This is a genomic window from Micromonospora fulviviridis, from assembly GCF_014648395.1.
GTDB lineage: Bacteria > Actinomycetota > Actinomycetes > Mycobacteriales > Micromonosporaceae > Micromonospora > Micromonospora fulviviridis.
Map to the genome: position 1 here is coordinate 1 of NZ_BMRA01000010.1, position 14,247 is coordinate 14,247.

The following is a 14,247-nucleotide window of genomic DNA, read 5'->3' on the forward strand; positions in this document are numbered from 1 at the left end:
AAGGGCTGTCCCCATGATCAGCCGGGGTCGATACCGCCGCCCAGCAGGTTAAAGCTCAAGCTAAAAGGTGTCTCATAACTGATTGGTCCCCGCTGTGCCGTCGACGAGGCCCTGCGATTGGGCGCGGGTTAAGGCCCTGGTCAGGGCGTCTGTGGCTTCTTGGCCGATCAGGTTGATTCAGGTGGTGGGGTCGTCGACGGTGACGGTGGTGTGGTCGTAGACCCTGGACGGGCCGCCTGCGCTGTCGGGTGCGAGCCAGAGGACGGCGCAGCCGCTGTGGTGGAGTCGGCGATGCCCGCCAGTGACGCGACCGAGAGCCGGTCGTGGAGCTTCGTACTCCACGACCGGCGGTTCAAGCGAGCAGCACCTCAGCCGTCACCAGCATCGCGACGTCTGGACCTGGGGGTTCGCGGCGGTGCCGGGGGTGTTCAGGTTGGTGTCGTTGATCCATCCGTACGTGTTGCGGTTGACGTTGTAGGCCAGGTACCACAACACGTTGCCGTACTGCCCGGCTGGGCCGCCGAAGAAGTAGCAGTGCAGCCGCATCGTCTCGTTGTTCGCGAACCCGTGGCCTGCGGGCCACATGGTCGAGGGCGAGTTGCCCCAGACGACCAGATTCGGCGCGTTGATGACCTTGAACGACACGGAGCCGGGGTAGTCGCTGCCGTAGCCGGCGGGCAGGCACGGTTCTGCCTGCGGCTGTGGGTTCGCGGCGGTGCCCGGCGTGTTCAGGTTTGTGTCGTTGATGAATCCTTGCGTCGCCCGGGTGTAGTTGTACGCCCAGTACCAAAGCTTGTTCCCGTACTGTCCGGCCGGGCCGCCGAAGAAGTAGCACTGCAGCCACATCTCGTCATTCTGGCTGAACGTCCCGCTGCTCCCCCGGTTCATATTCGGATTCGCCCGGAGATCCCCGGAACCAACCGCCCTCCACCAACTGGAACTTGCCGCAGCCTCCGCCGCCGGTTGCCCGGTGCGCTTTTCACCTGCCTGCGCACTGCCGGAGACCAGCACGGCCACGAGCGCGAAGGCCGCGACGAGCAACACACTCCCGAGCGTCCTCATACGTGGCTTGATCCACATTTCGGTTCCCCTTCCGGGCCGGTCCATCTCAGCGGTCTGTCCGCCAACAGCGTTCCTAACTCCCGGGAACGATGTACGGCAGCAGTCCTGGACCCGGACAATCAATTGCCGGACAACGATGCCTGCCGCTGCGCGAGGATTGGAGACCGATGGGTCGTCAACAGCGCCCGATAGATCCTTCCCGAGGTCCGGTCGCCGCGTTCGCCGCCGAGCTGCGCAAGTTGCGCGATGCGGCCGGAGCGCCGACCTATGCCGCAATGGCGAAGAAGGTCCATATCTCGAAGACCGTATTGTCAGAAGCCGCAGGCGGCACCCGCCCGCCCACCTGGCCAGCCGTCCGGTCGTACCTGCAAGCCGTGGACCTCACCGGCGAGGACGACATCGCGCGATGGCATTCGCGGTGGGAAGAGATGCGCGAGGAGGTCGCTCGACTCAGCGGCTCACCTTCAGCCAAACCGCTCGCTCCGGATCATCGCGACGATGGGCCGGACCCCTCGGTGGCCGACGCGACCCCGGACGCCGGGACGAACAGACGCCTGCGGGCGCGGCGGATGCGCCTCGCCGTCGGCATCGTGAGCGCGGCCTGCATCGCGGCCGTCCTAGCCATCGCCTTCGCGCCCGCTCCGCAGCCCGCAGCGCCCTCCACGGCGGACCAGCAGCCGCCCCCGATGAGGGTCGTCGTCGTCAGCAACATGATCGCCGTCGGACCGGACTCGATGATCGAGGACACGACGCCGTCAGACCTGTCGACGGTGCCAAGAACCCGATGCGCGAGCCGCGGCTGCAAGATCCCAGGCACCGAGATGTGGTCTGGTGCGCTCGTGCACGCCACTTGCTACACCCACGGGCCGAAGGTCGTGAACTACAACCTCAACGCACCGGATGTCACCAATCCACATCGAGCAGCTTCGACGCTTTGGTACAAAGGGACGATGGCGTCCGGCAGTTCCGCGGGCTATCTGTCTGAGGTCTACGTCGCCGCCGCATATCGCGGAGGCCTCGGCCTTGCCGCCTGCCCGGAGACACCCACAAACAGCCTTCAATGACGTCCAGACGGTCGGGTGTCGGCGACGGGTGAAGACTGACCCTCTGGCGATGTCCTACCGTGGAGCGACGCGGACATCGACCAGCTTCTGGCTGAGGCGGAGGTGCTTGTGAGGGCGAAGGGCTTCAGCCCCGCGGTTGGCTAGTGACCAGTGCCCGTCGGGACCGTCGCGGCGGATTTTGACAGGCGGTGCAACGGCTCTGTGGGCGGTCAGTGTGACAAGCAGCAGGAGTGGAAGATCAATCTCAGCACTGCCCCGACCAGCTTCCTGCTCGGTGACCTCTTCGGCGGCCCCGAAGTGTTCGCCCTGCTGAGATCGATGCTCCTCAAGCTGTCCCTCGCGCCTGGGCATCCGTAGACGGGTGGCACCAGTGATGCCGACAGGAGGAAGCGACAAAACCGGCGAAAGCGACGACATTGCCGAGACGGCGTAGATACAGTCTCTTCCCGTGGCGGGTTTCCGGAGCATTGCGGCGGTCGGCAAGAGCATCGAGTTTGCGCTCGCTGCTGGCTTCGCCGCTGAGGAGCCGGTAAGGACCCATGCCACCCAGGTTCGGCTGGTGCGGACCGAGGACTTCGACACCGCTTCGCCGACGTTGGTGCGTCCGGCGTTGTCGGTGCTCCTGTACCGGGTGGATTTCAACAAGACGATGAGGGCTAGTTGGTCGTCCGTAGGTGCGGTGGACGGGCGGGCGCACCTACCGGTCGATCTGCACTTCCTGTTGACGGCGTGGGCCGACAACGCCGAACACGAGCACCAGATCATCGGGCGGGCAATTCAGCTCCTGGAGGAGCTGGGAGCGCTGAGTGGCCCCTTGCTGCACCCGGACGGTGACTGGACTGCGAACGAGGCGGTACAGCTCTATCTCGAGGACATCTCGACCGATGACCTCATGCGCACGTTCGATAGCCTGACCTGCGACTTCCGGCTCAGTATCCCGTATGTCGCCAGGGTCGTGGTGGTATCTACCCGCGATGGGGTGCCTCTGTCTGACGTGCTGACCCACGTTCAGGGCCTGCGCCCCGACCTTGCCGATGCCGGGGCCCGCACGGTCGGGGCGACGCGGTGAACGAGATCCTTTCACCGGTGTGGGACGAGCATGTCAGGCGGCTTCGGCTCGGCATCGCACCGCGCGACGCGTTGAGCGGGCGAGACGTCTTTGACGGGCTCGACTTGCACCTGGAAGATGTGCCGCGGCCGCATCCCGTTCGGTTGTCGGCGATCGCGGCAGCCGACGACGCAATCGGGCTACCGAGGATCCGCCCCAACCCGTCCGGTCGGTTCGCCATCGCCTTCGGGGGCCCGTCCACTGATCGGCCCCGCCTGGTGCTGCGCATTGTCGACTCACGCCGGCGATATGTGCCCCGGCGCCTGTCGGTGCCGGTACCACACCTCGCTACAGTGCGGGCTTTTGAGCGAGGCCACGACATCGACCCGACGCGGCCGTTGGCGGCCCGGGCCTGCCGCCCGGTGCTATTTCCCGGAGCGGACCACGGTGCCCTGCCCAGCGCTACAGTGCTGCGCGGCCGGGTCACCTGGGGAGCCGGCGGCCCACCGGCGCCGTGGGTGAGGGTGGAGGCACGGCCGACCGCCGGCCACGGGCCGGTGCGGTGGCGCGGACATGGCGACGACCGCGGTGAGTTCGTGCTCGTCATCGGCGCTCTGCCGTTGCAACTGGCCAAGCGGCCAGCCCGGACGGTCGATGTCGAGGTCGTGGTGCGCGCACGGCCCTTGCCGCCGTCGGGCACGCCCGTCGACTCGCCGGCCGGCAGCCGGGAGGACCCGCTGTGGCACCTGCCGATTGAACCGGTGGGAAACCTGGACCCGGCCGACGGGGTGAGCACCGGCGCCGCCGTCCCCGCCGGTTACACAAAGATCGCCGTGCAGACGGTGCGGTGCTGGCGCGGCGGTGTTACTCGGCCACCGCCGTTCGTCCTTACCTGAGAGGAAGACCATGCCTGAGTACCTTGCTCCGGGCGTGTTCGTCGAAGAGACTAGCTTCCGGTCGAAGTCGATCGAGGGCGTGCCCACCTCGACGACAGGCTTCGCCGGGGTCACCCGGTACGGACCGGTCCAGTACCCCGGCGGTCCGCGCGCGACCGAACCCAGGCTCGTCACCAGCTACGTCGAGTTCGAACGGGTCTACGGCAAGCTGCAGCCGCTCGATACCAGCCGGCTGCCGTACGTCGCCCACGCGGCCCGCGCGTTCTTCCTCAACGGCGGACGGCGCCTGTACATCTCCCGCGTCTACAGGCCCGTCTCAGGAGACGCCGGTCTGGCGTCCATCGACGTGTCGGTGCCGTCGCCGACACCGTCGGTCGCGCGGTTACGGGCCCGCTGGCCGGGCTACGCGGGCAACGTCGCGGTTACCGTGCAGGCGGTACGCAGCGGCGACGTAGGCCTCCACACGGGCAGTGCCGCGTGCGCCAACCTTGTCGGTGACGGATCTGTGCTCGAGGTCGTGCCACAGTCTGACCAGCTGCCCGGGCCGCTCACCCCAATCGATTTCACCCGGCTGCGTATCGTTCGGAAGAACCCGGACAAGACACAGACATTCCTCGACGCCCAGGGCAACCCGGCGCCGCCGGCGGTCTCCGCATGGCTGCTTCCGGTGCAAGTGTCGGTGACGGTGGCGGTCGACGACGACCGGCAGGACCACTACCCCCGGCTTGACCTCGACCCGTCGGGACCCCGCGCCATCGGAAAGATCCTCGCGCTGGACGACCCGGAGGACGAGGACTGCGTCGTCTGGTTCGACTACGACTTCACCTCGACCAGCACGAACCCGATCTGGCTGCTCAAGGGGCTGGTGGGCGACGGCAAGCCGTGCAGGACGTTCCGGCTCGAGGGTGGCAAGGACGGGGTGCCGCCGGGGCCGGACGACCTTCAGGGCAAGCCGGCCGACCCTGATGTGGCCGAGCGTAAGGCCACTGGCCTGGAAGCGTTGGCGGAGGTGGACGACATCGCCATTGTCGCGCTGCCCGATGCCGGTGCGTTGGACACGCCGGAGCAGCGGCAGGTTGCCACTCAATATCTGATAGACCACGCAGAGGCCTGCAAGTACCGCATCGCGGTGGTGGACGGGCCGTTTGGCGCGTCGATGAACGAGATCCGCGCGTTCCGCGGCAACTTCGACTCCAAGTACGCCGCGCTCTACCACCCCTGGGTGGAGGTGCTTGACCCGAACAGCCCGACCGTGCCCGGGGTGCCGGTGCAGAAGCTGTGCCTGCCGCCGTCAGGCTTCGTCACCGGGATCTACGCGCGCACCGACGTCGCGCGTGGCGTTTTCAAGGCGCCGGCGAACGAGGTCGTGTTCGGGTTGACGCGGTTCGAGATGAACATCAACCAGGGCCGCAACGAGGTCCTGAACCCTGAGCACATCAATGCGCTGCGCCTCTTTCCCGGTCGTGGTCACCGCGTGTGGGGCGCTCGCACGCTCAGTTCGGACCCTGAGTGGCTGTACGTCAACGTGCGGCGGCTGTTCATCTACCTGGAGCACTCCATCGACAAGGCGACCCAGTGGGCGGTGTTCGAACCGAACGGGGAGCCGCTGTGGCGCAACATCGCCCGCACCGTCAAGGACTTCCTCGAGGTCCAGTGGCGAAACGGAGCGCTGCTCGGCACAACTCCCGACCAGGCGTACTTCGTACGTTGCGACCGCACCACCATGACGCAGAACGATCTCGACAATGGCCGGCTCATCTGTCTGATCGGGGTGGCGCCGGTGAAGCCGGCGGAGTTCGTGGTCTTCCGGATCGGACAGTTCACCGCGGACGCCCGCGGCTGACAAGAGGAGACGGACCGTGGCAGCCAAGCGTGACAACCCGTACGGGGCATTCAACTTTCGGGTGGAGTTCGGCGACGTGGACGGCGGGGGCCCCATCGAGGCCGGGTTCTCCGACGTGTCCGGCCTGGGCAACGAGATCAACTTCTCCGAATACCGCACCGGCGTCGACAAGTTCAACACGATGCGCAAGGTTGCGAACACCTTCAAGCTCGACGAGGTCACGCTGAAGCGGGGCCTGGTCGGCTCCACCGACATCTTCGAGTGGATCAAGGCGGTGCGCGACGGCCGGTACCAGCCACGCACCGTCACCATCGTGATGCTCGACGAGTCCCGCAACGAGGTGCTCAACATCGTCCTGCGCAACGCCCAGCCGAAGAAGTGGGTCGGCCCGACGCTCGCCGCCAAGGGCGGCGGCGAGGTAGCGCTGGAGGAACTGCACCTGGTGCACGAGGGCATCGAGTACGAGTGACGGGGGCGGACCGGTGACGGTGGACATCGCGGGCGTGGCGGGAGGCGCGCCGCCGTTCGCGCTGGGCGCGCCCGGCGTGTACTTCGCGTCGGCCGCGCGGGCGCCGCGGCTGGTCGTCGAGCCGATGGACGAGGTCGCATTCGTCGGTGTCGCCCCGCGCGGCCCTGCCTGGGAGCCGGTCGACGATCCGACCCTGGTCGAGGCCGGCGTCGCGTACGCACGGTCCGTGGCAGTCGCCGTCGACAGCTGGGACGGATACTTGGAGCGCTTCGGTGGCTTCGAGGGCGAGGGCCTGCTCCCGCACGCCGTTGCCACCTTTTTCGCCCAGGGCGGCCGGCGCGCCCACATCGTACGGATCGTCCATCGGGGACCAGATCGGCCGGACGTCGGCCGACCACCCCCTGGATGCGCGCGTCTGCAGCTCACCTCACCGGTGTGCATCACCGGCGGCGCTCCGCTGGCCCTCCGGGCCCGCAACGAGGGCTCCTGGGGCAACCGGCTGGTCGTCCGGTTGACATTCCCGTCCCGGCCGGTGCACGCCCAGCCGCTGACCGAGTCGACGCTGCGCCTGGACCCCGGCGGGTCGCTGCCGGCCGGCGCGCTGCTGCGGATTCGCTCGGCTGGGCGCGTCGCCGTCGCGTTCGTCTCCGCCCTGCGCCGGGTCGGCCGACGTGGTGATCCGCGCCACGATCTCGTTGCCGTGCTCGACCGGCCGGTTGTGATGGCCGGACCGGCCGTGGTCGAACTGGTCACCGCCGAACTCCTGGTGACTGACGAGGACCCGGCACGGCTGCGCCAGGAGCACTTCCCCGGGCTGGGTCTGCACCCCGCACACCCGCGGTTCCTGCCCGATGTAGTGCGGCAGGAGTCTCGCCTGGTCGACGTGCTTGGCGACGACGGCGGGCAGGTGGAACTGGTCGACCCGGCGGCCACCGAGGTGATCGCTCGTGGCTACGGCGGAGCCGACCGGTGGCACCTGATCACGCCCGAGGACTTCTTCGGTCGTCTGACCGATGGCGATGACACCGGCGTGGAGGGACTGGACTGCCTGCTCGGCGCGCCCGGGGCCGCGACCGTGGTGGTCCCTGACCTTTACCGCGCCGAGCGGCTGCCGCCCGCCCCGCCCGCCCCGACGCCTGCGCCTGACCCGCAGTTCCGCCCGTGCCGCCCGGCGACCCCTTCACGCGCGACCGGCAGTGCACACGGGCCCGGGCTGGCCAGCCTGCGGCTGGACCCCACCGCGCCCAAGGTGCTCGAGCGTATTGTGGCGCTTCAGCAGCGGCTGGTCGCCGTCGCCGAGCGGCTGAACCTGGTCGCCCTGCTCGACGTGCCGCCGGGACTGCTGGCACGGCAGGTACTGGCCTGGCGGAGCTCGTTCGACTCCTCCCACGCGGCGGCCTACCACCCGTGGCTACGCGCCCCCGCCGATGAGCCTGCGCCCGCCGGTGCGCAACGCGTTGCCGGACGTCCTGTTCGGCGCGACCCAACCGGTCCATTGCTACTCCTGCCGCCGTCGGCGGTGGCAGCCGGCATCATCGCCCGGTGTGAGCTGCGTCAGGGCGTCAGCCGCGGTCCGGCCAACGAGCCCGCGTTCGGCGTGGTCGACGTGGCCGAACGGGTCGATGGCGAGCGGCACACCGAACTGCATGGTCTCGGCGTCAATGTGTTCTTGCCCGAGCCGGACGGGGTGCGGCTGACCGGCTGCCGGACCCTGGCCACAGACCGGGCGTGGCGGCAACTCACCGCCCGGCGACTGCTGCTGCTCATCGAACGGGTGGTGCGACGGCAGCTGCAGTGGACCGTCTTCGAACCCGACGGCACCCAGCTGCGGGCCGGGCTGCAGCGCCAGCTCGACCAGCTTCTCGCGGACCTGTCCGCCGAAGGTGCCTTCGCCGGTGCCACACCGGAGACATCCTGGTTCGTGCACGTCGCTTCCGGTCCCGGTGTGGGCCGGGTGGTGGTCGAGGTGGGAGTCGCGCCGTCCGAACCCGCAGAGTTCATCGTGGTGCGGGTCGCGATCAATGCCGAGGGCGCCACGGAGACCAGCCTGTCAGTCGGGCCGGGGGTGATCCGCCATGGCTGACCTATTCGCCCGCGCGTTCCGGTTCCGCGTGACCCTGTCGCCGTCGCCGAAACCCGGTGCGCCGCCCGGCGGAGGGACCCTGGGGGATGGCGCATTCCAGGAGTGCTCCGGCCTGGACCTGGAGATGGACGTCGCCGAGTACGTCGAAGGTGGCCGGAACAACGGCGTCATCCAGCGAGCCGGGCGCGCCAAGGTGACCCGAATCGTCCTGCGGCGCGGCATGCTCCATCCGGCCGCCGGCCGGGTCGACGGCGACCTGTGGCGGTGGTTCCAGGACGTGGTCGATGGGGTGCGCCCGCTGCGGCGCTACGACGGCACCATCGCCGTCCTCGACGAGGACGAACAGCCCGTCGCCGTCTGGACTTTCACCCGCGGACTGCCGGCGAAGGTGGTCGGACCACAGCTCAACGCGCGCACCGGCGAGGTGGCTATCGAAGAGCTGCAGATCGCCCATGAGGGCCTGCGCTTGGAGGCGAGTTGATGGAGTTCAAGAAGGCGTCTCTGCAGGAAGTGTCGCCACAGCCAACCAACCCGCCCAAGAACGTGGGAAACCCCATCGAGGTGCAAATCAACCCGGCGACCCTACGGGTGCAGATGACCAGCACCGCCGACTTCGGCAAGGACGCCGGGCGGCAGAAGACCCAGTACCAGGGGTCGACATCGACGCTGACCTTCGACCTGGTCTACGACACCGCCGACGAGGGCACCACGGAGGCGCCGGTCGACGTGCGCACCCGCACCCGCCAGCTGGAACGGTTCGTGCTGCCGCAGATGGCCCAGGCGAAGTCGGTGCCGCCGCGGCTGCGATTCACCTACGGCACGTTCTCGGTGGTCGGCGTGATGACAGCGCTCAACACCGACTTCGACTTTTTCGCCGCCAGCGGTACGCCGCTGCGGGCCAAGTGCGCGGTCACCATCAAGGTGCAGAACCCTGAGTTCGATGCGAATCTCGCCGGAGCCGGGACGAACACCGGGGCGGGCGCGACGCCGCCGGTGCCACCGGGTGCCGGTGGGGCCGGTGCCCAGGTTCCGCCAACGCCCCCGCCGCCGGACCGCACCGGTACCGCACTAGCGGGGGAGAGCGCACCCGATTTCGCCAACCGGATGGGCCTGGACCCACGCGCCTGGAAAGGGCTGCAGGGCATCACCGACCCGGTACGGCTAGAGGCCGGCCAGCGCATCGACTTCTCCGCGTCTCTGTCGCTGGACGCCGGGCTGGGCGTGGAGATCGCCCTCAGAGGGCGGTCCGGACGGGGCGCGAACGACCGCCCGGGCGACGGCGGGGGCGCGGTGCCCGCCCGCGCCCCGGCGGGGGGTCCCGCGCTGACCGCGGCGGGCGGACTCACCCGCGCCCTCGACCGGGCAGCGGCCCACAATGCTGGGGCGGCGGCCGAGCGCAACCGGAACGCCTTTGCCGCCGACGCCCCCGCAGCCGGCGCCGCCGTGACCGTGCGCGCCGGCGACCGCGCCCCGCTGCCGGCTGGCGTGCCCGTCGCCGACCGCCGGGCCGTTACGTTCGGGTTCGGGGTGCCGCTGCGGCCGCGGCTGGCCGCCGCCGGCCCCGCCTCGACGGGGCTGGTGCACGTGCGCGGACGCACGGTCGCCTCGGGCGGCACGCTACCTCCGCAGACCGACGACCCGACGGTGCCGGGCTGGCGTGCACTGGCAGCCGTCCCGGCGGCGGCTGCGGCCGCGCCAGTGTGCGGATGCAGGTGCGCATGCGGGCGCAGCTGTGGAGGTGGGTGATGGCTGTCCACGTCGGCGAGATCACCTCGCAGGTGGAGGTCCAGGGAATGGCCGGAGAGCCGCCGGCAGGCGGCGACCAGCCGTCGGTGTGGGAGCGGCACGAACAATACCGCCGCCAGGCGGAGGAGGAGGAGCGCCGCCGGGCGCGGGTCGCGGGGGAGGGCTTCGATGGTTGAGGCACCCGCGTACGCGGCGACAGCTCCCGTGTTCGCCGTCAACGGCGCCCGCGAACCAGACCTCGGCCGCGACCTGGTCCGCCTCGATGTCGAGGAGGACGTCGAGGGCCTGCGCACGCTGCGCGCCCACGTCCTCGCCAGCGCGCCACGCGAGCGGCCAACCACCGACGTTGTGGAATACCTCGACGGCCAGCCACTCGACTTCGGCAAGCGGCTGTCCGTGTCGCTCGGCCCCCCCGGCAACGAGAAGGTGGTGTTCACCGGCACCGTGTCGGCGCTGGAGGTCCACTTCGCCGAGGGTGACGTGCCGCACGTCAGCATGCTGGCCGAGGACGAGTTGATGCGGCTGCGGATGACCCAGCGTTCGGCAACCTACGTGAGGGTCTCGGATGCTGACGTGGCCCGTACCATCGCCGCCCGGCACGGGCTCACGCCCCACGTGGCCGCGGACGGACCCACATACGACGTGGTGCAGCAGGTCAACCAGAGCGACCTGGCGTTCCTGAGGGAACGGGCCCGACGTATCCAGGCCGAAGTATGGGCCATGGACGGCGCGTTACACCTGGCCACCCGCGACCGGCGGCCCGGCACTGTAGTGACTCTGGTGCGGGGCAGCGACCTGATCAGCGTGACCGTCCGGGCGGACCTGGCCGAACAGTGCAGCGCTGTGCACGTGTCCGGCTACAACGCCGCGACGCGGGCTCCCATCGAGACCCAGGCCCCGGCAACCACCGTTGACGCCGAGGTGTCAGGTGGTCGCACCGGCCCGCAGACCCTGCAGCGGGCGTTCGGAGTGCTGCCGGGGCGCAGCGTCCGCGACGTTCCGCTCGTCGAGTCCGAGGCGCGGGCGTTGGCTCGGGCGGAGATGCTGCGCCGGTCCCGCCGGTTCGTGCGGGTGCACGGGGTAACCACCGGCACACCGCAACTCGTCGTCGGCAGCAAGCTCACCCTCACCCGGTGCGGCCGCCCCTTCGACGGTCCGGGCTACTACGTGACGCGCGTACACCACAGCTACGACCTGGCCAAAGGGCTGCGGACCAGGTTCGAGGCCGAACGACCCACCGTCAACCAGGGATAAGAGACGGAGGATCCGCCGTGCAAAGCAACAACTCCTACTTTGGCCTGTACCCGGCGATCGTCACCGACATCGTGGACCCGGACCGCCTCGGCCGTATTCAGGTGCGGTACCCGTGGCTCGGCGACGCCGACGCCGACGTACGGGCCTGGGCCACGCTGCTGACCCCGTACGCCGACGACAACCAGGGATTCCTGGCGCTACCGGAGGTCGGCACACAGGTCGTCGTCGGGTTCGAGGCGGGAGCCCTGCGCCGGCCCTACGTAGTGGGCTCCTGCTGGAACGGCCGCGAAACCATGCCGGTCACCCCGACCCGCCCCAACGACCGACGGGTCATCAAAACCCGGTCGGGCAGCCTTCTAGAGTTCGACGACAACGCCGCCGGGTCAAAGGTCACACTGCAGACCGAAAACGGCCACCAGGTGGTGCTCGACGAGGCGAGCCGGCAACTGTCGATCACCCACCAGGACGGCTCCACGGTCACGTTCACCGCCGCCGGTCAGATCCAGGTGCGGGCGAACGCGACCGTGGAGGTGACGGCAGCCGCGCTCAACGTTCACGCGCCCACCGCGGCCTTTGACGGCATCGTGACCTGCACCAACATGATCGCCAGCGTGGGCGTGGTGTCACCCAGCTACACCCCCGGCGCGGGGAACGTCTGGTGACCGCCACGGTGCAGACCCACGTGGGCCACGACTGGCACCTGGTGGCGCCGTGGTGGCACTGGCCGCTGCGGGACCCGACCGACCCCACCGGCCCCGGCCGCCCCGCGGACCGGCGCGCGGTCCGCACCTCCGCACCCGTGCTGCAAAAGTACGACTCACCGGATCTGGTCAACATGTTCCTGGCCGACCCGCAACGACGATTGGAGTTCCGGCCCGACACCGACGAGGTCTTCACGCTGTCCAGCAACGGGTACGGCCGCATTCCGACCCGGCGCGGCACAGGCCGCCGCAAGCTGTACCTCGGCTCGCACCACCGCCATTACCTCGTCGTGTGCTCGTTGCACTGCGACGTCGCAGGCTTCCCGACCGCCTGCCGAGCGGATGTGTGCGAGGCCGGGTTCGTGGTCCGCCGCCGCACCACCGACCTGCCACGGCAGCCGGATCCGCAGCTACAGCGCGCGCTGCGCCGCCACAGCACGCTCCGACGCCGCCGCGAGGTAATCGAGCAGCAGATGGCAGCGCTGCGGGCCGGCGAGAAGACCGGCGGCCTGCGAGCCGCCACGCTGGAGGCCCGCCTGCGGCTTGCAGACCGGGCCGAACTCGAGGCCCGCACCGTCGTGCAAACCTGGGCCCGTAGCGCCGGTGCGGTCCGCCAGCTGCAGGGCTGGATCCCCACCGGCGTCGACGGCGACGGCAAGCTCGTGCCCCGCCCCTCGTGCACCGGGTCGCCGGAGGTGACACCCCTGGCCGGCATCGGGGAGTGGGCGTCGGTCGAGGAGGTGCCCGAGCAGATCACCGAGGCGACGTACCCGCTTACCCCGCTGGTCGCCGACCCCACCAGGCCAGGCCACGAGGCCACCGGCGAGACCATCTACTTCGGAGTCGTCCCGACCGGGTCCTCGGATGTGGATGCCCGTGGCGCCGCCCGGTTCGATGAAGATGCCGTGTACGAAATCCGCTGCTTCGTGCGCCGGCACCGGTCGCAATGCCCACGCGACGGCGCCCACTGCCACTGTCCGGTCACCTGGTCCCAACCGACCCCGGCATACCAGCTCGCCGCCCACTTCGACCTGGAGGGCACCGCCAACCGACCGGTCACTGTGCAAATGCCCGACCTGCGGCAACTGCACGCCGACGCGATCCGGCTCGGCCCAGGAGGGACCGGCGGCGTACGGTTCCGGTCACCGGTCAACTCCGAGCTAGCCTTCACCGCCAAGAACCTGGAGGCAACCGAAGCAAAGAAGAATACCGCCATCCAGATCTGCTCCTTCGCCATCCCCCTGCTGACGATCGTGGCGTTCTTCGTGTTCCGGCTGTTCCTGCCGATCCTCGTGTTCGTCTTCCAGCTGTGGTCCCTGCTGCTACTGCGCTTCTGCATTCCACCCGACGTGAAAATCGACGCAGACCTGGCCGGAAAGTTCGAGGCACTCGGCGGCGGCCTGGAGATCGACGGCGCGGTGGCCGCCACCATCGCAAGGGACGCGAAGGTCGATGAGGCACTGACCAAGCTGCTCGGAGGCACCAGCTACCAGGCGACCGGAACGCCAGCGGGAACAACCCTGGCCGGCGCGGTGAAGCAGGCGCACAAGAACGGAAAGCTTGACGACCGCATGTACGCAGTCCTCGCCCGCAGCGCGCTTGCCCAGCGTCCGAAGGCGGCCGTGCCCGGTCGCGTGTTCGCCCCCCGGATAAGCCGTTCGAAGGTGGTGCGGCCGTGATCGTCTCCGACCCGCTGGGCACCGGCTGGCGCTTCCCGCCCGAACCGGCCGGCGACGGCACGCTGGACTGGCAGAGCGGCCCCGCACTGATCCGCCAGTCGATCCTGCTCATCCTCGACACCGACCCCGGCGAACGCGTCATGCGCCCCGACTTCGGCTGCGGCCTGCGCCAGTACTTGATGGAACCCAACACGCCCGCCACCCGGGCCGCCATCGCCCGGGATGTCGATGCGGCGCTGCGGGCCTTCGAGCCCCGAATCGTGGTCACCGACGTCGACGTTGCACCTACCGACGACCCGGCCGTCGTGCTCGTGTCGATCGGCTACACCCACGTCCGCGACCGCAGCACCGACAGTCTGCGGGTACCGCTCGGGCTCTCCGGCCCGACTGGAGGTGGCTGAG

Annotated in this window: 14 protein-coding genes; 13 read left to right on the plus strand and 1 reads right to left on the minus strand. The window is 69.4% G+C overall.

The window, feature by feature from the left end; all coding sequences use genetic code 11:
- Positions 1-375: 375 nt before the first annotated feature.
- Positions 376-1,044, minus strand: a complete 669-nt coding sequence (locus tag IEY96_RS24075; protein WP_189197101.1) for a hypothetical protein — start codon at positions 1,042-1,044, stop codon at positions 376-378.
- A 185-nt stretch (positions 1,045-1,229) separates the two neighbouring features.
- Between IEY96_RS24075 and IEY96_RS24080 the strand changes: the two genes are divergently transcribed.
- The 13 genes from IEY96_RS24080 to IEY96_RS24140 all read left to right on the plus strand — a co-directional run bounded on the left by IEY96_RS24080 (position 1,230) and on the right by IEY96_RS24140 (position 14,246).
- A complete protein-coding gene (locus IEY96_RS24080; protein WP_189197102.1) occupies positions 1,230-2,126 on the plus strand; it encodes a helix-turn-helix domain-containing protein in 897 nt (298 codons plus the stop codon).
- Positions 2,127-2,574: 448 nt separating this feature from the next.
- Positions 2,575-3,195 carry a Pvc16 family protein gene (locus tag IEY96_RS24085; RefSeq protein WP_189197103.1) on the plus strand — a complete coding sequence of 207 codons (621 nt, stop codon included), beginning with the start codon at positions 2,575-2,577 and terminating at the stop codon, positions 3,193-3,195.
- Entirely contained in the window at positions 3,192-4,070 is an 879-nt protein-coding gene (locus IEY96_RS24090; RefSeq protein WP_189197104.1) for a hypothetical protein, read from the plus strand. The genes IEY96_RS24085 and IEY96_RS24090 overlap by 4 nt, the downstream gene beginning before the upstream one ends.
- Positions 4,071-4,080: 10 nt before the next feature.
- On the plus strand, positions 4,081-5,913 hold the full coding sequence (locus IEY96_RS24095; protein WP_189197105.1) for a phage tail sheath family protein: 1,833 nt from the start codon (positions 4,081-4,083) through the stop codon (positions 5,911-5,913).
- Between the two features lie 16 nt (positions 5,914-5,929).
- Entirely contained in the window at positions 5,930-6,382 is a 453-nt protein-coding gene (locus IEY96_RS24100; RefSeq protein WP_189197106.1) for a phage tail protein, read from the plus strand.
- Positions 6,383-6,395: 13 nt separating this feature from the next.
- Complete coding sequence (locus IEY96_RS24105; protein ID WP_189197107.1) at positions 6,396-8,465, plus strand: phage tail sheath subtilisin-like domain-containing protein; 2,070 nt, start codon at positions 6,396-6,398, stop codon at positions 8,463-8,465.
- Positions 8,458-8,946: a phage tail protein gene (locus tag IEY96_RS24110; protein ID WP_189197108.1), complete on the plus strand. Its 489-nt coding sequence runs from the start codon at positions 8,458-8,460 to the stop codon at positions 8,944-8,946. The genes IEY96_RS24105 and IEY96_RS24110 overlap by 8 nt, the downstream gene beginning before the upstream one ends.
- Positions 8,946-10,211 (plus strand): CIS tube protein, encoded by a 1,266-nt coding sequence (locus tag IEY96_RS24115; RefSeq protein WP_189197109.1) that lies wholly within the window; start codon positions 8,946-8,948, stop codon positions 10,209-10,211. The genes IEY96_RS24110 and IEY96_RS24115 overlap by 1 nt, the downstream gene beginning before the upstream one ends.
- Entirely contained in the window at positions 10,211-10,387 is a 177-nt protein-coding gene (locus IEY96_RS24120; protein ID WP_189197110.1) for a hypothetical protein, read from the plus strand. The genes IEY96_RS24115 and IEY96_RS24120 overlap by 1 nt, the downstream gene beginning before the upstream one ends.
- On the plus strand, positions 10,380-11,465 hold the full coding sequence (locus IEY96_RS24125; RefSeq protein WP_189197111.1) for a phage late control D family protein: 1,086 nt from the start codon (positions 10,380-10,382) through the stop codon (positions 11,463-11,465). Before IEY96_RS24120 ends, IEY96_RS24125 begins: the two co-directional genes overlap by 8 nt.
- 17 nt (positions 11,466-11,482) lie before the next feature.
- Positions 11,483-12,127, plus strand: a complete 645-nt coding sequence (locus IEY96_RS24130) for a phage baseplate assembly protein V (RefSeq protein WP_268247164.1) — start codon at positions 11,483-11,485, stop codon at positions 12,125-12,127.
- Positions 12,124-13,845, plus strand: coding sequence for a hypothetical protein (locus IEY96_RS24135; protein ID WP_189197112.1), 1,722 nt, complete (start codon positions 12,124-12,126; stop codon positions 13,843-13,845). Before IEY96_RS24130 ends, IEY96_RS24135 begins: the two co-directional genes overlap by 4 nt.
- A complete protein-coding gene (locus tag IEY96_RS24140; protein WP_189197113.1) occupies positions 13,842-14,246 on the plus strand; it encodes a GPW/gp25 family protein in 405 nt (134 codons plus the stop codon). Before IEY96_RS24135 ends, IEY96_RS24140 begins: the two co-directional genes overlap by 4 nt.
- Position 14,247: the final 1 nt, after the last annotated feature.